The sequence below is a fragment of the Pseudomonas sp. B21-010 genome (assembly GCF_024749325.1).
GTDB lineage: Bacteria > Pseudomonadota > Gammaproteobacteria > Pseudomonadales > Pseudomonadaceae > Aquipseudomonas > Aquipseudomonas kilonensis.
Genome location: NZ_CP087198.1, coordinates 3,194,246 through 3,218,878, shown reverse-complemented (window position 1 = coordinate 3,218,878; position 24,633 = coordinate 3,194,246). Strand labels below are relative to the sequence as shown.

17 protein-coding genes and 1 tRNA gene are annotated in these 24,633 nt (G+C 61.3%); 6 read left to right on the top strand and 12 right to left on the bottom strand.

The window, feature by feature from the left end:
- Positions 1–22 precede the first annotated feature (22 nt).
- A complete protein-coding gene (locus LOY50_RS14130) occupies positions 23–2,353 on the bottom strand; it encodes an ATP-dependent DNA helicase (protein ID WP_258691185.1) in 2,331 nt (776 codons plus the stop codon).
- A complete protein-coding gene (locus LOY50_RS14125) occupies positions 2,350–4,119 on the bottom strand; it encodes a VRR-NUC domain-containing protein (protein WP_258691184.1) in 1,770 nt (589 codons plus the stop codon). Before LOY50_RS14125 ends, LOY50_RS14130 begins: the two co-directional genes overlap by 4 nt.
- 220 nt (positions 4,120–4,339) lie before the next feature.
- On the opposite strand from LOY50_RS14125, the gene LOY50_RS14120 reads away from it, so the two are divergent.
- Positions 4,340–4,564: a YgdI/YgdR family lipoprotein gene (locus LOY50_RS14120; RefSeq protein ID WP_258691183.1), complete on the top strand. Its 225-nt coding sequence runs from the start codon at positions 4,340–4,342 to the stop codon at positions 4,562–4,564.
- Between the two features lie 172 nt (positions 4,565–4,736).
- Here the strand turns inward: LOY50_RS14120 and LOY50_RS14115 are convergent, their stop codons facing one another.
- The 8 genes from LOY50_RS14115 to LOY50_RS14080 all read right to left on the bottom strand — a co-directional run bounded on the left by LOY50_RS14115 (position 4,737) and on the right by LOY50_RS14080 (position 17,996).
- Positions 4,737–6,590 carry a polyurethanase gene (locus LOY50_RS14115; RefSeq protein WP_258691182.1) on the bottom strand — a complete coding sequence of 618 codons (1,854 nt, stop codon included), beginning with the start codon at positions 6,588–6,590 and terminating at the stop codon, positions 4,737–4,739.
- Positions 6,591–6,743: 153 nt separating this feature from the next.
- The gene (locus LOY50_RS14110; RefSeq protein WP_258691181.1) at positions 6,744–9,836 is read right to left on the bottom strand and encodes an autotransporter serine protease; all 3,093 of its coding nucleotides are present in this window, start codon (positions 9,834–9,836) and stop codon (positions 6,744–6,746) included.
- A gap of 261 nt (positions 9,837–10,097) precedes the next feature.
- Entirely contained in the window at positions 10,098–11,447 is a 1,350-nt protein-coding gene (locus LOY50_RS14105; protein WP_258691180.1) for a TolC family outer membrane protein, read from the bottom strand.
- A 14-nt stretch (positions 11,448–11,461) separates the two neighbouring features.
- Complete coding sequence (locus tag LOY50_RS14100; protein ID WP_258691179.1) at positions 11,462–12,796, bottom strand: HlyD family type I secretion periplasmic adaptor subunit; 1,335 nt, start codon at positions 12,794–12,796, stop codon at positions 11,462–11,464.
- Entirely contained in the window at positions 12,793–14,592 is a 1,800-nt protein-coding gene (locus LOY50_RS14095; protein ID WP_258691178.1) for a type I secretion system permease/ATPase, read from the bottom strand. The genes LOY50_RS14100 and LOY50_RS14095 overlap by 4 nt, the downstream gene beginning before the upstream one ends.
- A gap of 138 nt (positions 14,593–14,730) precedes the next feature.
- A complete protein-coding gene (locus LOY50_RS14090) occupies positions 14,731–15,168 on the bottom strand; it encodes an AprI/Inh family metalloprotease inhibitor (RefSeq protein ID WP_408980850.1) in 438 nt (145 codons plus the stop codon).
- A 132-nt stretch (positions 15,169–15,300) separates the two neighbouring features.
- On the bottom strand, positions 15,301–16,758 hold the full coding sequence (locus LOY50_RS14085) for a serralysin family metalloprotease (protein WP_258691177.1): 1,458 nt from the start codon (positions 16,756–16,758) through the stop codon (positions 15,301–15,303).
- Positions 16,759–17,090: 332 nt separating this feature from the next.
- A complete protein-coding gene (locus LOY50_RS14080; protein WP_258691176.1) occupies positions 17,091–17,996 on the bottom strand; it encodes a LysR family transcriptional regulator in 906 nt (301 codons plus the stop codon).
- A 132-nt stretch (positions 17,997–18,128) separates the two neighbouring features.
- Here LOY50_RS14080 and LOY50_RS14075 point away from each other — a divergent pair, with 132 nt between their 5' ends.
- Together LOY50_RS14075 and LOY50_RS14070 are read left to right on the top strand one after the other, a co-directional pair.
- On the top strand, positions 18,129–19,592 hold the full coding sequence (locus LOY50_RS14075; protein WP_258691175.1) for an MFS transporter: 1,464 nt from the start codon (positions 18,129–18,131) through the stop codon (positions 19,590–19,592).
- A 191-nt stretch (positions 19,593–19,783) separates the two neighbouring features.
- Entirely contained in the window at positions 19,784–20,062 is a 279-nt protein-coding gene (locus tag LOY50_RS14070; RefSeq protein ID WP_003201764.1) for a DUF1652 domain-containing protein, read from the top strand.
- A 263-nt stretch (positions 20,063–20,325) separates the two neighbouring features.
- Here the strand turns inward: LOY50_RS14070 and LOY50_RS14065 are convergent, their stop codons facing one another.
- Positions 20,326–20,997 (bottom strand): Bax inhibitor-1/YccA family protein, encoded by a 672-nt coding sequence (locus LOY50_RS14065; RefSeq protein ID WP_214512834.1) that lies wholly within the window; start codon positions 20,995–20,997, stop codon positions 20,326–20,328.
- Positions 20,998–21,121: 124 nt separating this feature from the next.
- On the opposite strand from LOY50_RS14065, the gene LOY50_RS14060 reads away from it, so the two are divergent.
- The 3 genes from LOY50_RS14060 to LOY50_RS14050 all read left to right on the top strand — a co-directional run bounded on the left by LOY50_RS14060 (position 21,122) and on the right by LOY50_RS14050 (position 24,252).
- Positions 21,122–21,209: transfer RNA gene (locus LOY50_RS14060), tRNA-Ser, on the top strand.
- Positions 21,210–21,333: 124 nt separating this feature from the next.
- Positions 21,334–22,188 (top strand): prohibitin family protein, encoded by an 855-nt coding sequence (locus LOY50_RS14055; RefSeq protein WP_214512835.1) that lies wholly within the window; start codon positions 21,334–21,336, stop codon positions 22,186–22,188.
- 267 nt (positions 22,189–22,455) lie between these two features.
- The gene (locus LOY50_RS14050) at positions 22,456–24,252 is read left to right on the top strand and encodes a DAHL domain-containing protein (protein WP_258691174.1); all 1,797 of its coding nucleotides are present in this window, start codon (positions 22,456–22,458) and stop codon (positions 24,250–24,252) included.
- A gap of 138 nt (positions 24,253–24,390) precedes the next feature.
- On the opposite strand, the gene LOY50_RS14045 is transcribed toward LOY50_RS14050, so the two are convergent.
- Complete coding sequence (locus LOY50_RS14045) at positions 24,391–24,582, bottom strand: DUF2188 domain-containing protein (protein ID WP_258691173.1); 192 nt, start codon at positions 24,580–24,582, stop codon at positions 24,391–24,393.
- Positions 24,583–24,633 lie beyond the last annotated feature (51 nt).

The following is a 24,633-nucleotide window of genomic DNA, read 5'->3' as shown; positions in this document are numbered from 1 at the left end:
ATGGTGGTGTTTCAGCCAGCCTTCATGTCACTGGCAGGCCGCTATCGCGAGCAAGCTCGCTCCCACAGGTGGCGGGGTGTGCTTCCTGAGTGACAGACCACCACTGCGGCAATAAGTGCTGCACCCGGGCCTCGCCAAACCGGTCATCGATCAGCATCACCACCCCGCGATCCTGCTGGGTGCGGATCACGCGACCGGCCGCCTGCACGACTTTTTGCAGGCCGGGATACAGGTACGTGTAGTCGTAGCCATCGCCGAAGATCGCGGCCATGCGCTGTTTTATCTGCTCATTGACCGGGTTGAACTGCGCCAGCCCCAAGGTGGCGATGAACGCGCCGATCAGGCGTGAACCCGGCAAATCGATGCCCTCGCCGAACGCGCCACCCAGCACCGCAAAGCCAATGCCCTGGCTGTGCTCCATGAACCGCTCGAGAAACGCCTGCCGGGGGGCTTCGCCCATGCCGCGCGATTGCGTCCAGAGCGCAATTTGCGGGTACCGCTCGGCAAACAGTCCAGCCACTTGCTGCAAGTAATCGAAGCTGCTGAAAAAAGCCAGGTAGTTGCCTGGGCGCTCGTTGAACTGGCGGGCCATCAACGCGGCAATGGGCTCCAGGGACGCCTGGCGATGGGCAAAACGGGTGGAAATGCGGCTGACAACCTGCACGTCCAGTTGTTCGGCCTTGAACGGCGATTCCACGTCGATCCATACCGTGTCGCCCGGCGTCCCCAACAAGTCTGCGTAGTAATGCCGAGGGCTCAAGGTCGCCGAGAACAGCACGGTGCTGCGCGCGGCGGTCAGCCTGGGCCGCAGGAACGCGGCCGGCACCACGTTGCGCAGGCACAGCGTAGACAGGCTGCGCTGGCGGCCAAGTTCGCGCTTGTGGATGTCGAACAAAAAGTGCTCGTCGAAGGTTTCCGCCACCCGGCCAAACTGCAACGCCTCGAAGTAGAACGTCTGCAATCCGCTGTCCAGGCCCTGGGGATGATCGTTGAGGTAATCGCCGATAGCCGTCGTGCAGGTGGCCAGGGCCTGGAGCAGTTTTTCCGGCAGTTTTTCATAGGCCTGATAGGCCGCCACCTGGGGCGCATGCAAGGCATTCCACTGGCGATTGACCCTGTCCAGGGATTTCTTCAGCGGTTCGGGGGCGGTTTTGCGCACGCTGGTCAGCGTGGCCTGGTCGAGGGTCGCGCTGTACATCTGCCGCCCGCGCTCCACCAGGTTATGGGCTTCATCCACCAAGGTCGCGACAATCCAGCCGTTGGCCTGGGCCAGGCCGAAGAGCAATGCGCTGAAGTCGAAGTAATAGTTGTAGTCGGCCACCACCACGTCGGCCCAGCGGGCCATTTCCTGGCTGAGGTAATACGGGCAGACCTCATGGGCCAGGGCAATCTCGCGCAACGCCGCCTGGTCGAGCAAGGTGACCTGGCTCGCCGCTGCCCGGGCGCCCGGCAAGCGGTCGTAAAAACCCCGGGCCAGTGGGCAGGATTCGCCATGGCAGGCTTTGTCCGGGTGTTCGCAAGCCTTGTCCCGGGCGATCATTTCCAGCACCCGCAATGGCATTGACGACTCGCCGTGAGTGATCACGCGCGCCGCATCCAGGGCCAGCTTGCGCCCCGGGGTTTTCGCCGTGAGGAAGTACACCTTATCCAGTTGCTGCGGCGCCAGGGCCTTGAGCAGCGGAAACAGCGTGCCAACGGTCTTGCCGATGCCTGTGGGCGCCTGGGCCATCAGGCAGCGGCCGGTACTGACGGCCTTGAACACCGATTCAGCCAGGTGCCGTTGCCCCGGCCTGAAACCCGCATGGGGAAATACCAGCGATTGCGCGCCGAGATTGCGCGCCTGTCGATGGGCCATTTCCTGTTCGGCCCAGGCCAGGAACAACGCGCATTGCGCTTCGAAGAAGGCTTGCAGCTGTGTCGACTCGAAACGTTGGGTGATGCAGGTTTCCTTTTCGCTGACGATGTCGAAATACACCAGGGCCACGTCGATGTGCGGCAACTGCAGTTTCTGGCACATCAGCCAGCCATAGATTTTCGCCTGGGCCCAATGCAGTTGGCGATGATTGGCCGGTTGTTTGCTCAGGTCGCCGCGGTAGGTTTTCACTTCCTCAAGGCACTGGCGGGCCGGGTCGTAGCCATCGGCCCGGCCTTTGACTGTCAGTGTCTGGTAATGACCTTCGAGGGCCACTTCAGCCTGATAACCCTCGCTGCGCCGCGAGGCCACGGTGCGATGGCCGGCAATGCCTTCCAGGGCCGTGGGCGTGGGCGTGAAGCGCAGGTCGAGATCACCCACCTTGGCGGTGAACTCGCACATCGCCCGCACGGCGATGCTGTAGCTGGGTGCAGGGGTCATGCGGCCCCATCGCGAGCAAGCTCGCTCCCACAGGTGATCTGTGATGACTCATCCCCGAGTTCACTGCCACAGGTGGGCTGTGGTGGTTCGTCCACTGTGGGAGCGAGCTCGCTCGCGATGGCTGACTCTGCCCATTGCACATAACAAACGGCAACGGGCATCTGGTGTTCATGACAGAACTCCAGCCAGCGTAGCTGATTGTCTTGCAACCGATCGCCAGGGCCTTTGACTTCGATCATGCGGTAGGTCTTGTGCTGCGGCCAGAACTGGATCAGGTCCGGCATGCCGGCGCGATTGGCCTTGATGTCCAGCAGCAGACGGTCAAACCAATGCTTGAGATGCGCGGCCGGCAGGCAATCGAGGGCTTGCTCCAGCAAGGGCTCGGACAGCGCGCCCCAGAATACGAAAGGCGACTGCACGCCCCACTTTTCGGCGTAGCGACGGCCGATGGTCTGTCGATAGCGGCCATCGTCCAACTCTGCCAGGCAAGCGGCGAACAGCTCGGCGCGACGGGCATGGAAATCTTCGTTGAGCAGGTCCACCGGCCCCCGCTGGAACGGGTGAAAAAACGCGCCCGGCAATGGCGCGAAGATCGCCGGCCAGCACAGCAGGCCGAACAGCGAATTGATCAGGCTGTTCTCGACGTAATGCACTGGCGCGCTGTCGTCGTGCAGGTGGGCCTGGACGTGGTACTCCACGGACAAGGTCGGATCGACGCGCGGCAGCTGCAGCTCCAGGCGTTCCACTTCCCGGGCCATGGCCCGTGGCACTGGCGGGCCGCCCAACTTGCGCCGCAGGCGGGGCACGATCCGCAGCAAGGCCTGGGTTTCGGCGGCACTTTGCGGTGCGAGGGCCGCCGCCTCGCCCAGTTCAAGGGCCAGGGCGTATTCGCCGATGCGCTCCAGCACCCGGATCATCCGCAACCGCGCGCCCGGGTAGGTGCAATGGCGATAGATGCCCAAGGCCAAGGCGAAGTCGCCGATGCGCTCGCCGTGCTGGCCAATCTGGAACAACAACTTGCCCCGGCGCCGCTCCAGCCACGGATTGTCCAGGGACAGTTCGTTGACCTGGGCGACGATCTCTTCCAGGGGTTCGCCAGCTTCGAAGCGCTGCTGGCAGTCGTGCAGGAACAGGCAGGCATCGACGTCCTCGCGGCTGCGCAAGCCTCGTGACTCGGCGCTGAACTCGACGGTTTCGTAGGTGAAGATGCCCAGGTCCGCGAGGACGAATTCCGACCAGTCCTGGTAAAGGTTGCCGAAAAACATCAACCGCAGCCGGTCACACAGACTCATGATCGTCAGGCTGTACAGCCGGTCGTCCAACTGCGGGCACCAGGCATCGAACGGCTGGGGCTGGTTGAGGCGTTCGTCCAAGGCCTGGAGCCATTCGGTCTTTTTCGCCTTGGGGTGTTCGATCAGGTGGCCCAGGCACAGGAGGATTTCCGGCTTGAGCAGCACCTCGAACAGCTCGACGAGCCCGATGGGGACCTGTTCCTCGACCCAACCCAGCGCCAACAGTGGCGCGACGGCGGCGCCGATGTCGCCAATTTCCGGGTAATGCAGCTTGCTATGGCGAAACCGTAGCCCCTTGCGCATCACCATCCGCACCAGCAAGCCCTGGGCGCCACGCGGCAGCGCGGCGAAGTGCTCGATGAAGCGCTGCTCGTCGGTGCTGAGCACATCGGCATAACGCTGCGTCAACCAAGCGAGCACTTGCTGGAAGTTGTTCAGGTAGTAAAACGGGTCGTCGAGGGAACGGACTGCCACAGAAAGAACGCCAAGGATATCGGGTACTGGTTATGCATACAGATAGCAGCTGTAAACCAGCCAGGCAACAGCAAAAGATGAACGGTCTCCTATATTTAAGGTGAAATCCTTCAGCCAGCGATGAACTTTCCTACGGCAAGCGAGACCAATGGCGGTTAGCTAATGTGATGGCGCGGTCGAATCAGCTGCTCCGTGTCCTTTTGATTGAGAGGTTATGGTTATGAACATCAGGTTTCTGGGCCTGCCCATGGTCGCCGTGGCATTTCTGGCTCTGGCTGGCTGCGCGTCGCAAACCGTGGTGACTTTGCAGAACGGTACCCAGTATTTGACCAAGGATACCCCCAACACTCGCACCGTCGACGGTTTCTACGAGTTCGAGGATATTTCCGGCAGGAAAGTCCGGGTCCGCGCCGATGATGTGGCAACCATTCGCAAGGAAGACTGATTTCCAGTGACGGGCCTCTGCACCGCCATCGCGAGCAGGCTCGCTCCCACAAAGACTCGGTGGTGAATACAAACACTGCATACACCCCAAATCCACTGTGGGAGCGAGCTTGCTCGCGATAGCGGTGAGTCAGTCACAGCTAGGCTGGATGTGCCTGCTCGCGATAGCGATATCAGGCGAACACGATCCCTTCGCCCCCCACCTGACCCAGACCAACGCCCACCAGGGTCACGGAACTGTCGCCGACCTTGAACAGCGTGTCATTGCCCACTTGTGACAGGTACTGGCTGTAGTCATGACCTGCCCCGGCGCCCGGCACGCCGAGGAACACCAGCTTGTCCCCCGCGTCGTAGCCGCTGATCCGGTCCTGGCCGAAAGTGCCGTTGAAGAGGAAGGTGTCACTGCCGCCCCCCGCTTGCATCTGGTCATTGCCCGCACCACCGACGAAGGTGTCGTTACCCGCGCCGCCCACCAGCACATCGTTGCCGTCCTGCCCGAACAGCCAGTCCCCCTTTGCTCCCGCTACCAGTGTGTCGTTGGCCGCGCTGCCCTTGATCGAAGAGGCATACGCCGTCAGGTTGGCGCCGGCCACCAGGCCATTGGCGGTGACGCTGTGGCTCACCTCATCCTTGAGCAGCCCCCAGAACGACCCGGACTCCTTACTGACCAGCGTGCCAATGTCGCGAGTGATGCTGATCGCGCCATGGGCGTCGCGCATATACAGCGTCCCGGCCCCGTCATGGGCAAAACTGAAATCCTTCACCGACTGCTGCAGTTGCAGGCTGTTGCTGCCCTGCCCGCCCACGATCACGTTGTAGCCACCGCCATCGCGAAAAGTGTCATTGCCGGCGCGGCCTTCCAGGTAGTCGTTGCCCTGTCCGCCCTGGATCAGGTCATTGCTGTCGCTGCCGATGATGAACGTGCTGCCGGTGTGGGTTTCAGCATTGCGGTTGAGGTCCTGCACCCAGGTATTGGCGCGCGCGGGGTCCGACAGGTTGGCGACGATGATGGTGGAGTCTTTTTCGGTGAGGTCGTAGAACACCGAGCCCATGATCCGGCCCATGCCATCGCCGTAGCCGGTAGGCAGGTGGGAAACCCAGGTGGGGATGTTGAGAATGGAAAACGGCAACACGTTCCATGCCGTCGAAGCGTAGTGGTCGTTGAAGCTGACGATGTTGTTGGTGGCCGATTCCTGCTGCCCATCGTGCACACCCACCGACGCGAGGTTGAACGTCGAGCCGTCCAGGGCGCGGAACACCGGATCGTTCTCGTAACCGATGTTCAAGACCTTGTCGGTACTGCTCTGGGTTGGCGAGGCGTAGGCGATGTAGTTGGCACTGGAGTAGAACCCCGACCATTGGCTGGCGCTCAAGTCCGCCAGGCTGTTGACCGCCAGCCCCCCCAGGCTGTGACCGCTGACCAGCACGTCGTTGCCTGTCAGGCCATGGGCCTGGGCAAACTTCGCGACATCCCCGAGCAGGTTGCCAAAGGCTTCGCCGACGTAGTTTTTCGCATAGTCCTTGGGCCCCAGCGCGGCCATCAGGTCGTTGATCACGTCACCGATGGAATCGCCAATCAGGTTTTCCCGAGGGCCGCTGGTGCCGCGAAACGACACGCCGACTTCCTGCAAGTGACCCTCGGTGTCGTACTTGCCGAGGATCTCTACCTGCGCGGTGGTGTAGCCGGCCTTTTCACCGAAAAACGTCCCGCGGCCATCCACCTTGCCGGCGTAACCCAGCTGCGCGGCGCTGATGGGCGTCCAGCCGGCCTTCTGTACCGCCTCCAGGGCCAGTTTTTCCGAGTCGGGGTTCCACGGCACGCCGGGAATCACCCCTTGGGAATCGGTGCCACCCAGCAGCGCGGTGACCAGGGTCGCCGGCAGCCCAGCACCGAAGCCGTTGTGCTGGTAACCGGTGGCAAAGCCGTTGTCGAGGTTGTGGTAGGAATACAGCATGATCGCCATTGCGTCACTGACCAGAGCCTTGGATTCGGCAGTGCCGAGGTTCTTGTAGTCGTAGATACCCATGGTTGTTGCTCTCTTTTTGTTGTTGGAATGCTGTGGTGGCGAGGGAGCTTGCTCCCGCTGGACTGCGCAGCAGGCCCCTCTTGTGAGCGCTTCGCACTCAAGCGGGAGCAAGCTCCCTCGCCACGGAGATGCCTGTTCAACGCCTCCTCTTGGTCAGAACTGCCAATCCAGCGTCAGGCCCACGCCATGGGTTTTATCCCGGGCGCCGAGCAAGCCGTTGTAATCGAGATTGACCCGCACATCCTTGGCGACCGCGAGCCCGGCACGGGCACCGATCACGGCCGCGTTGCGGTCCATGGACACGCTCTGCACCGCGAAGGTGTTGCTGCTGCCGGCAAATGCCAGGTCCTGTTCGGACGTGGTGCTGCTCAGGTTGTGCTGCCAGCCGAGGGAGCCGGACAGCTGCAGTTGCTGTTGATCCGACAGGACCAAGGTGTGGCTGGCCCGCACGCCCAGGGTCGAGAGCACGGCATCGCGACGATCGTCGCCAGCATGCAGGGCTGCGTTGTCGCCTTTTTCATGGAAGCTGTCGCTGTCCAGGTGCACATAGGCCAGGTTGGCAAACGGCTCCAGGTCTACCGGTTGCACGTCGAGGCGATACGCCGCTTCGGTGAAGAGCTGGGTGGTCCGGGCATCGCGCTTGGTTTTCTCCCGGCCGCTGACGTCACCCCATTGCAGGTCACGCTTGACGTCGATGCGATGCCAACTGTGGGCGCCGCCGACGGTCAGGCGCAGCGCGTCGATCTCATGCCCCAGATAGACACCCAGGTGATAGCTGTCGGCCTTGGCCGAGGAATGGGTGCCGTCGCCCATGCTCAACGAACTGTCGCTGTAGCCGGTGACGAAGCCCAGTCGTGTCTGGTCGCTGATCAGGCCGTCGACACCGGCCAGCAAGCCACCGATGGAGCTGGTCGTACCGGCGTGATCATTTCCGCCATCGTTCTTGCCCCAAGCGCCCAGCACCTTGAACCAGGCATTGCTGCTGGCATCGGTCGGCGTACCGGCGTCGTACAGCGCGTCCTGGCGCAGGCGATCACCCACGGCGTCGCGCAATTGACGGCTGTCGTTGATCAGCAGCGTGCCGATGGCCGGATGGATTTCACCAGACAGTTGCTGGAATGCCTGTTGCGCCACGGCGGCGCTGGGCGAAAGCAGCAAGGCTTCGTAGAGTCCGTTGCCCGCGCCCAGTTGTTCGGCGGCCGAGGCGACGGAGCGCTGGTTAGGCGTCAGGCCGAGGCTGGCAAATGACGCGTCGTTACGCTCGACCGCCAGTTGAATGCCACTGGCGCTGTACGCCAGGTCGCCCCCCAGAAACGCATAGTTGGGCAAGACTTCAGCGAAGCGCCCGTCAATACCATCGGCGGCCTGGAGGATGTTGAACTGCCTGCCCAGCAGGCTTTTCACTTCGCTGGCCGTCAGCAGCGTCGGGCTGTTTTCCAGGGACAACGACACCGTCGCCCCGTCAATGGACGCCTTGCCGTCGGCCACGATCTGGTCACTGGAGGTGGGCGAGACTTCCACCGCGTAGTTCGAACCGGGCTGGAACGTCACATCACCGGCCACTTGCAACGTGCCGATGGAGTTACCTGGCGCCACGCTGCCGCCGCGGTTGGCGGTGAGGCTGGCGATGCGCCCGTTGCCGCCGAGGATGCCGCCGTCGTTGACCGTAACGGCCGACGCCAGCGAGCCATTGATTGCCAGTCGTCCTTGATTGACCAGAGTTGGCCCGCTGTAGGTGTTTGCGCCGGTAAGCACAAGGGTGCCGATGCCCTCCTTGGTCAGCCCGCCGTGGCCGGCGATGTCGTTGCGCCAAACGTCCAGGCCACATTGGATGCCACTGCACACCCGCTCCGTGGATTTGCCGGCATCGATGATCGCGCCAATGCCCGGCAGGTCCACCACGAACTGACCGGAGCCATAAGCACCCTCGATGCGGAATTCCTCGGGGATGTCCTGCTCGGTCACCAGCATCGCTGGACCGTCGATGGCCTTGCCCAGGTTGATCATGCCCCAGCCATACAACGCATCGACGCCCGGCGCGCCCATGTCGGTGGCGGTGGTGCGCAGTACGCTGGCGACCTGGGCGCCGGTCATGTACGGGAAACGCTCCATCAACACCGCCACGCTGCCGGCGACATGGGGCGCGGCCATGGAGGTGCCGCTCTTGTTGGCGTAGCCGACAGTCAGGTCGTCGGCACTGGTGCCGCCGATCACGGCGCTGTAGACCCGGGTGCCCGGTGCCGACACGCAGAAACTGGCGGTGTAGCCGCAGCGCGACGAGAAGGTACTGATGGTGTACGGATCGGCGCTGGCGGTGTCCGGATTGACTTGCAGCGCCGCCACGGTGAGCCAGTTCGGCGCGATGTCCGGCACAAAATAAGCCAGGCCCGCGATGGCATCGGGGTTATTGAGGTTGTAGTCGTTGCCAGCGGCGAAGATCGTCACGATCCCGCTGCGGGCCGCGGCGATGGCGCCCTCGTAGGCGCCGCCGGGCTTGGTGCCCAGCAACGGCTGGATCTGGTCGAATTGCAGTTGCGCGTCCTGCACGGTGAAGTGCGGGAACGCCGGATCGCGGCCGCCCTGGTCGAAGCGATCGGTGATGCCAATGCCCCAGCTGTTGTTGATGATGCGTGCGCCGCTGGCAATCAACGCATCCCATCCCGCCTTGTACACCGCGCCGTCGTTGCCCAGGATGATGCCGTCTTCTGGGCCCGGATCGCCGTTGTCGGCGCTGATGATCTGCGCATCGTACGCCACGCCGTGCATCGGGCTGCCATCGCGACTGCCGGCAGCGATCCCGCCGACATGGGTGCCGTGGGAACCCAGCTTGCCATCGGAACCGACGGTGGGTGAACCGTCGTAGCGGAACGCATCACCGGCCTTCACCGGAATGTAGGGGTCGGTGTACTCACGGATGCCGCTGGTGACCAGGGTCACGACTTTACCGGTACCGGAGAACTCCGGGTGCGCCGCGTAGACCGGCTGGTCGAAGATCCCCAGCTTGACGCCCTTGCCGGTATACCCGGCGGCGTAGGCCTGCTGCGCGTTGATTGCCCCCAGCCCCCATTCGGCGTTGAATTCGCTGCTGCGCCAGCTGTCCGGATTGTCCGCCCTGCCGCTCTCGACATAAGGCGCCGCCTGGGCCGTGCCCAAGGTCGCCAGGGCGCAGAGCACTGCGCGGTTGAGGGTCTTGAGCAGGAACACGCGGCCCGTCTGTCCGGGCTGTTTTTTGTTATCGACTTTCATCACGAACCATCCTTAGTTGTTGCAAAAATCCTTTTGGTTTGCGCGGCCTGATGGGACTTACCCCAACCACTGTGGCAGCCTTGGCTTTTTGGCTGACCTAAGTTTTGTGGCTTGCCTTGCCTTGCCTTGGCTTTGTGGCTTGCCTTGGCTTTTGTGGCGAGGGAGCTTGCTCCCGCTCGAGTGCGAAGCGCTCGCAGGCTTTTTTGGGGCCGTTGCGCAGCCCAGCGGGAACAATCCCTCGCCACAAAAACAACGCGCCGATCATTGAATTGACGCCTGGGACACAAACGCCTCATCCACCTTCGCCAGGTCCTGCGGGCCGAGGGTGCCGGCGTAGTAATGCAGCTTGGTCCAGGCCATGAGGTAGTCGTAACGGGCCTGGGCCAGGTCGCGGCGGGTGGTGTAGAGCTGTTGTTCGGCATTGAGTGCGTCGAGGTTGACCCGCTCGCCGCCAAGGATGCTCTGCCGGGTCGAGACCACCAGCGCTTCGGCGGAACTCAGGGCCTTCTGGTAGGCACGCAGTTTGTTCATCCCCGATACGCAAGCGCTGAACTGGCGGCGCAATTCGATCAGCGTCTCGCGGGTCTTGGCATCCAGCTCGTATTCGGCCTGTTCCATGTTGCGGCTGGCCTGGCGGGTCGACGCCGAGACCCCGCCACCGGCGTACAGCGGCACACTGACTTCCAGGCCGATGGTGTTGGTGTCGTAGCGCTGGTTGTAGGTATTGCCACTTTCCGATTCGTTCTGGCGCATCGTCGCGTAGGCGCTGACCTTGGGCAGGTGCCCGGCGCGGTTGCGCTCCACCTCGAAACGCGCCACATCCACCGCTTGGCGCTGGGACGCCAGGTTCGGGTTATTGCTCACCGCCAGCTCGTGCCAGGTGTCGAAACTGGCCGGTTGCAAGGCAAAGGTCTGGAAGGTGTCGTGCAGCGGCGCCAGGTCGCCGATATCCAGGGCCGGGACGCCAATCAGCGAGCCCAGCTCACGCAAGGCGGCATCCTGCTCATCGCGTGCCTCGATCTCTTCGGCGATTGCCAGCTCATAACGCGCCTGCGCCTCGAGGATGTCGGTGCGCGTACCTTCGCCCTGGCGAAACAGATGCTCGTTCTGGCGAAATTGCTGCTCGAACGCCTTTTTCTTGGCCTGGGCAATGTCGATCTGGTCCTGGGCGAACAGCGCCTGGGTGTAATGACTCAGCACCCGCACCAACAACTCCTGGCTCTTGCCACGAAAACTTTCGTCAGCGAACAACGCCTGGGCCACGCCCTTGCGATAGGCGGCGTAAGCCTCATAGTCCAGCAGCGGTTGTTGCAGCGTCAGGCTGGAGCCGTAGCTGCTGTAGTTGCGATCGTCATGCTGGCTGGCGCCGCGATCGTTGAGGTACGTGACCTTGGACTGGTTGCGCCCCTTGTTGTAGCTGTAGCCCAGGTGTGGCAACAGCCCGGCGCGGCCTATGGCGCGATTTTCCAGGCCCGCATCGCGCTCCTTGATCGCGCCCAGGTAGACCGGGTCATTGCGCAGGGCCTGCTCGTAGAACTCGAACGGTCCCATGGCCCAGGCGTTGTTGCACACGGAAACGGCCAGCACGGCCACCCAATAGAAACGCTTCATACCGCCGGACATCCTTATTCTTCGGTCAACGCAGAGCCGGCTCGGTCGAGCAGCGGTTTGAACAGGTAGTTGAGCAACGAGCGCTCGCCCGTGCGCACGAACATCTCGGCCGGCATGCCGGGCTTGATCACCAGGCCGTTGAGCTTGTCCATCGCCACGTCGCTGACGCTGCTGCGCAGGACGTAATACGGCGCGCCGGTCTTCTCATCGAGCATCTGGTCGGCGGAAATCAAGCTGACTTCCCCCGGCACCCTCGGCGTGCGGTTCTGGTTGAAGGCGGTAAACAGGATGTCCACCGGCAAATGCGGGCCGACCTTGTCGATCAGGTGCACCGGCAGATGCCCTTCCACTTCCAACCGCGTGCCCTGGGGAACGATTTCCAGCAAGGTGTCGCCCTGGCGCACCACTGCGCCCTCGGTGTGCACCCCCAGGTTGACGGCGATGCCATCGGCGGTGGCGAGGATTTCGCTGTGCTGCAGCTCGAAGCCGGCGGATTTCAGTTGCTCTTGCAGGGTTTCGCTCTTGAGCTGGGCGTCGGCCAACTGGCTGCGCACCTCTTTCTGGTATTCCTCGTTGTGCTGCTGCAGCTTCAGCCGCGACTCGACGATCCCCTGCTCCACCCTTCCGCTTTCGCCGCTGTTCTGCGCCAGTTCCTGCTGTACTTGCGACAGTTGGCGTTGATAGTCCAGCAAGCGGTTGCGCGGGATGTAGCCGTTGTCGGCCAAGGGTTGCAGGTTGCCCAGTTGCAGGCGCAGGGATTCGGCCTGGGCGGTCAGGTCGCTGCGGGCCCGACGCATGCCCGCCAATTGCGCCGCGGCGCCCTCGATGCTTGCACGCAACGCCGCCTGTTCCCGGGCGAAGGCTTCGCGGCGGCTGCTGAACAGTTGCCGCTGGCCTTCGAGCACCAGGGCCAGGCGTGGATCGGGATCGCGACTCAGCTCGGCCGGAAAACTCACCTGCAACAGGTTGTCCCGCTCACTTTGCCAGCGCGCCAGGCTCGCCCAGGTCATCCGGTACTGTGCCTGTAGCGATTGCACATCGGCGGCGGCCTGGGTCTGGTCCAGGCGGAACAGCGGCTGGCCCTGCTTCACCGCTTCGCCTTCGCGCACCAGGATCCGGCTGACGACGCCGCTGCTCATCGATTGCACCGCCTTGCGCTTGCCTGAAACCACCACGGTGCCCTGCACGGGGATGCCCTGGTCCAGCGGCGCGAGGCTGGCCCAGGTGAAAAAACTGCCCGCGCCAACGAGCGCCAATGCCCAGCCCATGCGGGTGAAGAAACGGGCGTCGCGCTCCGGCTGCTCAACGTCCTGAGAATGTTCGAGATTCATGTCGCGCTCCTTGCTCATGCGCCACCCGGTTTGCTGGCGGCCTGGTACTGGCGACTCATGCTCAGTCCGTTGGGGGCCGCCTGGGGACTGTTCGGCGGTGAGCTGCGCGGCGCGTTGTCCTGTGAGCCCGACTGGCCGGAAAGCGCCCGCAGCACTTGCTGGCTTGGGCCGAAGGCTTGTAGCCGGCCTTCGTCGAGCACCAACAACTTGTCGGCCTGGGCCAGTGCCGAGGAACGATGGGTGACCAACACGACGCTGGTGCCCTGGGCCTTCATCTGCGCGATGGCACTGGCGAGCGCCGCTTCGCCAACCGTGTCGAGGTTGGAGTTGGGTTCGTCGAGCACCACCAGGCTCGGCCGGTCGTACATCGCCCGGGCCAGCGCAACCCGTTGTTTCTGCCCGCCGGACAAACCACCGCCGTCCTCCCCCAGCACCGTGTCATAGCCCTGGGGCAGGCGCAGGATCAGCTCATGAACCCCGGCCTGCTGCGCGGCAGCGACGACTTTTTGCGGATCGGCTTGGCGAAACCGGGCGATGTTCTCGGCAATACTGCCGCTGAACAGCTCGATGTCCTGGGGCAGGTAGCCGATGTGCGGGCCGAGTTGCTCGCGATTCCAGCGATGAATGTCGGCCCCGTCGAGGCGCACCGTACCCGCGAGGGTCGGCCACACACCCACCAGGACTCGGGCCAGGGTCGACTTGCCGGAACCGGAAGCCCCCAGCACACCGAGCACTTCCCCGGCAGCCAAGCTGAAGCTGACCTGCTGCAGCGTCGCGCTGCGTTGCCCAGGTGGTCCCGCGCTCACTTGTTCGAAGCTCACCTGGCCCTTGGGCGCTGGCAGCATCATGCCGTCATCCTGGGGCGCAAACGCTTGCAACAGCGCGTCGAGACGCCGGTAAGCCAGTTTGGCGCCGCTCCATTGCTTCCACACGGCGATCAACTGGTCGATGGGGCTCAATACCCGTCCCATCAGGATCGAGCCGGCAATCATCATCCCGGCGGTCATGTCGCCCTTGATCACCAGCAGTGCGCCCAAGCCCAGCACCAGCGATTGCAGGCACAGGCGCAGGGTCTTGCTCAGGGAGCTGATTACCGCGCCGGTGTCGCTGGCCTGGTTCTGCAGGCCGAGAAACCGTGAGTGCACGGCGAACCAGCGGCTGCGCAGCGCGCCGAGCATGCCCATGGCCTGGATCGTCTCGGCGTTGTGCAAATGGCTGGTAGCCAGCTGGCTGGATTGTTGCGAGTAGACGCTGGCCTGCCCCAAGGCTTTTTTGGTCATGGCCTCGTTAAGGCAGGCCAGGCCGATCAGCAGCAGCGTGCCGACGGAGGCAAACACGCCGAGCCACACGTTGAACAGGTAGATCACCAGCAGATAGATGGGAAACCACGGCGCGTCGAAGAAAGCGAACAGCGCCGGCCCGGTGAGGAACTGGCGAATATGCGTGAGGTCGCCCAGCGATTGCCCGGCGTTGCCTTCACCCTGGCGCAGATTGCGCTCGAACGCGGCCTTGTACACCTGGAGATTGAAACGTCTCTCCAACTGGCTGCCGATGCGGATGACGACGAAGCTACGGACCATTTCCAGCAGCCCGATGAATACGAAGAAGCCGACAACCATCAATGACAACATCGCCAGCGTGGTCTCGTTCTGTGATGACAACCCGCGGTCATATACTTGGAGCATATAAATCGAAGGCGCGAGCATCAGGACATTAATCAGTGCGGTAAAACATCCAACACTGATCAGAATATTTTTATAATCACCCAGCGCTTTAAACAGCGGCACCGCGGCAACGCTCCTTACCCTATTCATGATCTTCCTTGCTGTTGGCTTGCCCGCGAATGGGCCGTTATTCAACTTACCAATCTTTGTTTTTAAATTCGGCCCACACCGAAAAGCACGCCTGTTCAAACAAGCGCACTTCGATCAAGACTCAACTGTACTCACTCGTTAATGAGCACTCTGGGATTTATTGCGTTCAAGCCTGAGTATCAAGCCGGACTTCAACGTCATTTGATAATGGTCTCCCTGACGCAGCCCCAAGTGAGTCCTGGAGTCTTGTTTGCCAATCAGGGAAAGTCCGTCGGGTTCGGTGAACCAACGAACCGGTTCATCCCCCAACCATTGGCCCAGGCAGTCGGTTTGCCCGCCCAGGGTCTGGTCCATCTTGAGTTCGACGAGGCAACTGTTGGACGGCTTGTCCTGCATCGCCTGGGTTTGCGCGTTGTCCTGCGGGCTCGACAAAACAGCCTGCCATTGACCGGCCAACTGCGAGGGTTCTGCTAACAACAGGCTGCGCGCCATGGCGACTTCTCCACAAAACATCATCAGCGTAGCGAGCAACCCGGCGGTTGCCTGAACGCTACTGGGCATAAATTTTCTACGCATTTTTTCCATCCTGGCCGGGGTCCTGTAGGAGCTGTCGAGCAAAGCGAGGCTGCGATCTTTTCGCTTGAGACTCAGGTGCCTGGGGAAAGATCGCAGCCTCGCTCCGCTCGACAGCTCCTACAGGGTTTAGCATCAGGCCACGATATCCGAGACCGCTGCCTGGCCAACGGTGCTGACCAGGAAGTCAGCCACGCCGTGTCCGGAGAAGTCCACCGACAGCAGGCTGTTGCTACCCGATGTCGACAACACCGCATCGCCCGCCGCACCGGTGAATGCGCTCACGAAGTGCAGGCCCGCGCCCTTGGTGATACCGGTCAGGTCGATCTTGTCCAGGCCGCTGACGAAATCGAGGAGCTGGTCCGTCGCCCCCGGCCGCGAATCGGAACTGGCGGCGAACACGAACGTGTCCGCCCCCGAGCCCCCCCAGAGCTTGTCTGCACCGCCGGCCCCCCAAAGGATATCGTTGCCCGCGCCGCCCTTGAGCTCGTTGGCCACCGTGTTGCCGATCAGCAAGTCGCTGCCCGCGCCGCCGATGGCGTTTTCGATGACGGCACCCTTGGCGATGGAGACGTTGCCTACCATGCCGCCAACATCGGAGAACGAGGCGTCATTGAGGTTGATTTTCTGGTTCTGGGTGAAACCGGAGAAATCCAGGGTATCGCGACCGCCCGCATCCCATACCGAAAACACCACTTTGTCCGACGACGAAGACGCACTGAGAAAATCGCGACCGGTATTGGAGTTGAAACCGTAGGTCGAATCGCCGGTACGGGTCGTGGTGTTGGCACCGTAGAGCTTCTGGATGGCCGCGATGTCATCCATCAGCGGACCGGAGGCGTAGGCTTCGACGCCGCCCTTGCTGAAGTTCTGGTCGGTATTGCTTTCGCTCCAGTAGCTCATGACGCTGTAGCCACGGGTGTCCTGGCCATAAGTGGCGTCATCGTAGGTCGGGCTGCCTTCGCCAGCGTTGTAGTCACCGGGGTGGGCCAGGCCGAGGGTGTGACCGATTTCGTGGGTCAGGGTCTGGCGGCCGTAGTTGTTCAGGTCCGGGTTCTTGTTCTGGGTGTAGCTGCTGTTGATCAGGTACCAGGAGGTCCCGTCATAGCCGGCACCCGTCCCTGGCAGATAAGCGAACGCCGCCGCGCCATCCTGGCCGCCGCTGTAGTTGCCGAAGGTCATGTGACCGTCGCCGCCGCTGGCTTTTTCGGTGAAGGTGACATTGGCCACGTCCGCCCAGGATTGCATGGCCAGGGCTGCCTGGCCTTTCTGCTGCGCACTGAACTGGCTGAAGCCGCTGATCCCATGCTTGTTCATGGTGCTGGAAGAAGCGGAAGTCAGGAAGGTGTAGGTCAGCTCGATCTTGCCGCTGCCGTCCCGGTCCTGGTAAGCCGCGCCGTCGCGCAGCAACTGAGTGGCCGCCTCGTCGACAGAGTACGACGGTTTGCCGTTGACGGTCAGGTTACCGCCCCGGTCGTATTGGTGGCTGAAACTATTGATCTGGTTGAACGCATTGCTGGCAGCCGCCAATGATTGCGGCGCCCAGAGGAGTTGCTCGGCAGAATCAATAGCGCTGCTTTTGACTTTCGACATAAACATACTTCCTTGTTTGCAAATGGAACAGTTTTAGTCAGACAGACAATCTCTGGCGAGATCGTCCTATCACTCGCCCAATGAGGACGTAAGAAACCTGACACAATTGGAAATCAAACGTCTAGCAATTTTTTTCGTTCAATTTCACGCACTGCCCTTAACGCCCATAAACAATAGGGTTCTGCCTCGTTAGTGCCCCGACTAAATCGCCCGAGTTGCGGATTGTCGGACAAAAATCTATTTAAATATTAAATATCGATAACTAGTAATTTGCGTACGGCGTCGCACTTTCGCCAACTAAGTGCCAGCGTAATGCTATTAATGAATATCTACTAAACCTCTACGGTTTTACGTGCACACACTTCTCGCAGACAACCTCGAAACCAACGATGCACAGGATCGGCGTCCATCCGCGGATGCCAGAGCACGGCGATCGTGAACCCAGGCACGGGAAACGGCAGCGTAAAACTGTGCAGGCCGATCCGCAGGCTCGCGGTGTAGCGTTCAGGCACGCTGGCGATCAGGTCACTGGAGCGGGCCAGTCCCAGCGCCGAGGAAAAGCCTGGCACGGTGGTGACGATTTCCCGGGACAGATTCAGCGCCGCCAGGGCCTGGTCGATGAGGCCATGATCCAGGCCGCGCATCGACACACCGACATGCCCACCTGCGGCATAACCGGCGGCGCTCACTGTTGTCTGGCTCAGCGGGTGTCCCGCGCGCACTACGCCAATCAAGCGGTCGCTGAACAACGCCTGGGTTCGCAGTTCCGGGCTGGTGTCCTTGTCCACGACGGCGGTCTCCAGGTCCACGGTGCCTTCGCGAAGCGCCGTGCTGTCGCGGTCGGTCTTTTCCACGAAACGCAGGCGCACGCCGGGCGCTTGTTCGTGAATGCGAGTGATCAGGTCGATGGCAAAGTTCTCCACGAACCCTTCGCGGGTGCGCAACGTGAAAGTTCGGCTCAAGCGGCCAAGATCCGGGGTCGTCACTGGCCGCAGCACCGCCTGGGCCTGCTGCACCAGGTGGCTGACCTGTTCGCGCAATTCCAGCGCACGGGGCGTCGGCACCAGCCCTCGCCCGGCCCGAACCAACAGCGGGTCACCGGTGGTTTCACGCAGCCGCGCCAGTGCCCGGCTCATGGCCGACGGGCTCAGCTGCAAGCGCCGGGCGGCCCGGGCCACGCTGCCTTCCGAGAGCAGCACATCAAGGGTGATGAGCAGATTGAGGTCAGGCGAGGACATGGCGGTATCTCGAATTGAACAGATGGCGTTTGCTGCAGCTATAACGTGCAAATGCTGCGTCTTCCGCCATGTTATGCCCAGGCGTAACGTTCTGACAGCTCCGTTTCGAGCGCCACGGATACAGGTGACACGATGAAACCCGTCAACACGCAACAAAGCCGGCCGGCAACCGCGCCCGCACACCGGCTCTTTTCACCTCGTTGGGCCCTGGCCAGCCTTGCGCTCTCGACGCTGCTAGCCTCCCTTGGCGCCAGTGTGGCTGCGGTGGCACTGCCGACGCTGGCCGAGGTGCTCGGGGCCTCTTTCCAGCAGATCCAATGGGTGGTGCTGGCCTATCTGCTGGCCATCACCACGCTGATTGTCAGTGTTGGCCGCTTGGGAGACCTGATGGGCCGGCGCAAGCTGCTATTGGCCGGTATCGCCCTGTTCACCTTGGCATCGGCGGTATGCGGCTTGGCGCCCTCGCTCTGGCTATTGGTCGCAGGTCGGGCGCTGCAAGGCCTGGGGGCCGCCATCATGATGACGCTGACCCTGGCGCTGGTTGGCGAAACGGTCGATCAGGGAAAAACCGGCAGTGCCATGGGGCTGCTGGCAACGCTGTCGGCAGTGGGCACGGCCCTCGGACCGTCCTTTGGCGGCATGTTGATCAGCGGGTTCGGTTGGCCGGCCTTGTTCCTGGTCAATATCCCTCTCGGCCTGCTGACGCTAGGGCTGGCGTGGTATTCGCTACCGGTGCGTGAAGTGCCGCCGAAGCCCGAAGGAACCCGCTTCGATGTAACCGGTACATTGCTGTTGGCAATGACGCTCGCCGCCTATGCCTTGTCCATGACTTCCGGACGCGGAAGCTTTGGCGGATTGAATCTTGCGTTGCTGCTGATCGCACTCGTGGGCGGCGGGCTGTTCATTCGGGCCCAGTCCCGGGCCTTATCGCCGTTGATTCCCTTGACGGTGTTTCGCGACAAATCATTGGTATCAGGCCTGGCGACGAGCGCCCTGGTTGCGACGGTCATGATGGCGACGCTGCTGGTGGGGCCTTTTTACTTGTCCATCACCCTCGGACTGCCGGCGGTCTTCGTGGGGCTGGCGCTGGCCGCAGGCCCAGCTGTCGCGGCGTTGGCCGGAGTGCCTGCCGGACGCCTGGCGGATCGCTTCGGCGTGCAGCCCATGCGGCTCGCCGGCCTGGGGGCCATGGTCCTCGGCTGCCTGATGCTGTCACTGGTTCCCCCTGCCCTTGGCACCGTCGGCTACCTCGCGGCCATCGTGGTGACGACCCTCGGCTACGCGTTCTTCCAGACGGCCAACAACACGGCAGTCATGGCCGATGTAGCTGCCCAGAGGCGAGGCGTCATCGCCGGGCTGCTCAACCTGTCGCGCAACCTGGGTTTCTTCACCGGAGCCTCCGTGCTCGGCGCGGTGTTTGCAGCCGCGGCGGCGACAAATGACATCACCCGCGCCAGCCCTGCCGCCGTGACGAACGGTCTGCACACGACCTTCGCCGTCGCCCTGGCGATGATGATCCTGGCCCTGCTCATCGCCTGGAAAAGCCACGTGCCAGAGCCATTGCCCGAGTCTCGGGATAACCCCAGCCAAGCGTGATGGCATTCTGTACATAGCCGCTTAAGTCGTGATCCAGATCAAAAAAAGTGAACCAATCGCAAAATGGACTGAAAAAATCCACATGAGCTTCATTTTCAGGTGCTATTTTTAGTTCTCACTGGTAGAGCCATGATGGCTCTTCCTTCCTGACATGAGCAAAAGGAAGCGCTCGATTGAAGAAGGCGGGCAACATGAATAAAGGATCTTTCAGCAAGGTTACGTTCCCCAACGCTTGCCAGTTGATGCGCTGGCACTTCCATCCCATGGGATTCGAAGCGAGCATGGATGCGCCTGGCAGCATGGTTGCCCGGCTGTTTGACCGTGCCAGCGGCGAGACCATGATCGCCATTGCGGGTATCCCCTGCGCAACTGTGATGAATGCCCCGGATGTTGAACGAATAATCGAGGCGGTGGAGGCTGAGCTGGAAGCCTTTGTACCACCGGTGGGGTTGCGGCGGTTTGCCTCTTAAGTCCACTTCATGTGGCGATACCGTTCATCTAGGTTCCAAAAGCGGCACTTCCCTTTTTCCAAGGGAGGTGCCGTTTTTTTTTTGAGAGGGCTCGGGATTTTCTTGCTTTGGGGTGTATATCCGTTTCTGCGGTAACGGATATGCCCCCCAAAAAAACGCACCTAAAACCAAAAAAAACGGCGCTTTTCATCTCTGAAAAACGCCGTTGTTTCTATGTGAACAGCATCACGCCAAAGCGGGCTGCTCACTCATCACAAATGCAATCAGTCGTCACGCCCCATCAGGCCGAACAGCTGCAGCAGGCTGACGAACAGGTTGTAGATCGATACATACAGGCTGATGGTGGCCATGATGTAGTTACGCTCGCCGCCGTGAATGATGGCGCTGGTCTGATACAGGATGCAGACAGACGAGAACAGCACGAAGCCGGCGCTGATCGCCAGTTGCAGGCCGCTGATCTGGAAGAAGAAGCTGGCCAGCGTCGCCCCCAGCAACACGAAGAAACCTGCGGTGATGAAGCCACCCAGGAAGCTCATGTCCTTGCGGGAAATCAGCACGTAGGCCGACAGGCCACCAAATACCAGTGCGGTCATTGCGAAGGCCGAGCTGACCACTTCGGCACCGCCCTGCATTTGCAGGTAGCGATTGAGGATCGGGCCGAGCAAAAAGCCCATGAAGCCGGTCAGGGCGAAAGCCGACACCAAACCCCAGGCCGAATCACGGAGTTTGTTGGTGAGGAAGAAAAGGCCGTAGAAACCGATCAGCACGACGAAGACGTTCGGGTAACCCACCCGCATCTGTTGTGCGACGTAGGCCATCACACCGCTGAAAGCGAGCGTGAGTGCCAGCAGGCCATAAGTGTTGCGCAGGACGCGGCTAACCTCTAGCTGCTCAGCCTGCACGCTGTTGTTCACTGCGTAATCCTGTTCGCGCATGGCGACACTCCTCCGGTTTTGAAACATTCAGTGGCAAGGATCATAACAGACGCTCTGTAACAAGCTACGTAGAGAGTTTGACAGTGTGTTTCATTCGGGTATTATGGCGCCCGCAACGCAATATGGAGGTGTGGCCGAGTGGTTTAAGGCAACGGTCTTGAAAACCGTCGACTGTAACAGGTCCATGAGTTCGAATCCCATCGCCTCCGCCATTTTCTAACGTTAAAGCCCTGATTATTCAGGGCTTTTTCGTGTCTGGCATTCAGAATGCCGATTGCAGCTTCAACATTGGACACAGCTATGGCAAACCCTCCCCAGCCAATCAAGGAAAGAAAAGTGACCAGTAAAACCATCGGTTCCATCCTTGCTGCAATCGCGGGCATCGTCCTGTTGTGCGTGTTCTTTGGCAGTTGGTACACGATCGACGAAACCGAGCGTGGTGTGCTGCTGCGCAACGGGGCGCTGGTCGGCGTCATTGAACCGGGACTGTCCTTCAAGACGCCATTTATCGAGTCGGTACGACTGATCAGCGTCCAGAGCCAAGTGACGGCTTATGAAGACCTGCAGGCCTACAGCAAGGACCAACAGTCCGCCCAGCTCAAGGTGTCCGTGTCCTGGCACATCGCGCCTTCCGATGTCGCGAAGGTCTATACCCAGTTCAAGGACCTGGAAGGTATCCGCGACCGGATGATCAGCCGCCAAGTGCCTACCCAGGTGGAAAACGTATTCGGCAAGTTCAACGCCGTGGCTGCCGTGCAGAACCGCGTCCAACTGGTCAACGATATTTCCACGGCCATCAAGGCCACCATTACCGGGCCGGTGATCATCGACAGCGTCCAGGTCGAGAACATCGACTTCAGTGATGCCTATGAAAAAGCCATCGAAGCGCGCATGGCCGCGGAAGTCCAGGTCAAGACCCGCGAGCAACAGCTAGCCACCGAACAGGTGCAAGCACAGATTCGCGTGACCCAGGCCCAGGCAGAGGCCGATTCGCAAGTTGCGCAGGCCAAGGCAGATGCACTGGCGACTGAGTTGCGCGGCAAAGCCGAAGCCGAAGCCATCAAGGCGCGGGCCCAGGCCCTGGCCAGCAACCAGAACCTGGTGGAACTGACCAAGGCCGAACGCTGGAATGGCGTCTTGCCAACCACCGTGCTGCCAAACGGCACCCTGCCCTTCATCGACATCAAGTAACGCCACTGGCGCGGCCTGCCCGGCCGCGCCTGCTTCACTGCGGCGCACTCGCGCAGCAGCATCGCCCCTCTCGTTAGCGCTACACTCAGCCATGAACCCGACGTTCATCGTTAGCAGGGAGCCCAACGTGTACCCAGGCCACAGCAAACCGGCACACCAATCCGTACGACGTTTACCTTTCCCCTCTTCCGGCTCCTCCCTCGAGCATCTCTCCCCCCTCGGGAATTCACCGACTCCTTCGATAAGCGCCCTGAACAGGAGAATAGCGTGACCACTATTATCAAAAAATATAAATGGCCCGCCCTATTGGCCGTCGCGCTGATTGTGTTTGCTGCACTGATATTCTTTTTGATCAAGTCATACACGTACGACTCATCGACCTACTTCGAATCCCGCGACTTCATTCGCCAGCTCAAGCAGGCCGACGCTAACTGGAACGTCAAGATCCTCAGGAAAAAGATCGGCGTGAACAACAACCTGTCGTTGGCACCGCCGCTTGAGGCCGGCAGTCGATGGGAGCAGTTGGAGCAGCTCAATAACACTGGCCCACTGGCAGCTCTTTGGGCATCCAGACGCAACGGCTACGTGGACGCGGTCAAGAACAAAACGGTGCTGGTCGATCAATTCCAGCAACACAACGCCAATCTACGCACCGCCCTGGATGAGTTGCCGATCGTCGAGGACGGTATTCAAACCTTGCTCGACGGGATGAGCGCCGAAAGCCCGACGGAACGTCTGGCAACAGCTTCCAATGTTCGTGAGCTGACACTGACGACGCTGGAGTACGCACTTTATGTCACCTCGGACAAAGCCGAGGAAGTGCAGCGCCAATTGAGTGATCTGGAGAAGTACGTCGACCGACTGCCCGCGACCAGCCAGCCCCTTTTCATTGCCCTGGCCCAGCACGTCAAATCCGTTATCCAGGAACAACCGATCGTCAATGATCTGCTGGATCGCATCAGCGTGATTCCGGTGGCCCAGGAACTGGACAGCATCACCGAACTATTGAACGAGACCCAGCGCAGGACCGCCGCTGCGGACCGTCAATACCATATCTACCTGGGCGCGTGTGCCAGCCTCATGGCGCTGTTGATGATCTACCTGGCGGTGCGGCTGGTTCGCAGTTACGCCGTCATCAACCAGATCAACCAGCAACTGCAAACGTCCAACGAGCGGCTCGAAGAGCGCGTGCAGGAGCGCACCCGAGAGCTGATGGAGGCCGAGCGCGAACTGGTGGATGCGGCCCGAATGGCGGGCATGGCCGAAATAGCCACGAATGTGTTGCACAACGTCGGGAATGTGCTCAACAGCGTGAACATTTCAGCCGAACTCGTAACCCGCAAGTTGAGGAACAGCAAGACGATCGGGCTCACCAAGGCGGTCAAAATGATGAATGAACATGCCGAAGATCTTGGCCAGTTCATCACCCATGATGAAAAAGGTCGGTTGCTGCCGCGTTACTTCAACGAACTGGTCGACTCCATCGCCGCAGAACAAACCGTGCTTATCGATGAGCTGGCGCAGTTGACCAAGAGCATCGATCACATCAAGGAAATCGTCACCACTCAACAAACCTATGCAGGGGCCGCCAGGCTGATCGAACCGCTCAATGTCAGCGATCTGTTCGAAGATGCGCTACGCATGAACTCGGGCGCGCTCAGTCGGCATCACGTCACCGTCATCAAGGAATATCAGGACGTTCCTGCGATCATGGGGGACAAACACAGGTTGCTGCTGATCCTGATCAACCTGATCAGCAACGCCAAATTCGCGATGTCGCACATCAGCGAGCATCCGCGGGAGATGACCCTGGGGATCCGCATCCTCGACGAAACGACACTGAGCCTGAGCGTCAAGGACCGAGGCGAAGGCATTTCCCCGGAGAACCTGGCCCGCATCTTCAATCACGGTTTTACGACCCGCAAGGACGGCCATGGGTTTGGCTTGCACAGCTGCGCCCTGGCGGCGGTTGAAATGAATGGCCGCCTCCATGTACAGAGCGACGGACCGGGGCAAGGCGCCCTGTTTACCCTGGAAGTCCCGCTGGAACTGGCCCGCGCCTGATCACAGCTGACCCAACGCCATCGCGAGCAAGCTCGCTCCCACAGGGGATTTTTGGTGAACAACCGAAAAACTGTGGGAGCGAGCTTGCTCGCGATAGCGGCCTACCTGTCACCAAGAGGCTGGCTGTACCGGCCCCATCTATTTCGTGTTTACAGGCCGGCCGCTACGGGCCCTTCGGGTCGGCAACGCGGCGGCGTAGGCCAGCGCTTCCTCACGGGAAGCAAAGGAACCCAACCGGTCAGCCTGGGTGCAGACCCTCCACGAGCCGCTGTTTACGCTAAGCACGTCATAACCGTTGATGTGCATTTTCGTCAGCATCGCAGTACTCATCGGTCACCTCCGACTTTAACCAAGGGTGCACGGCCTACCATACACGCGGAT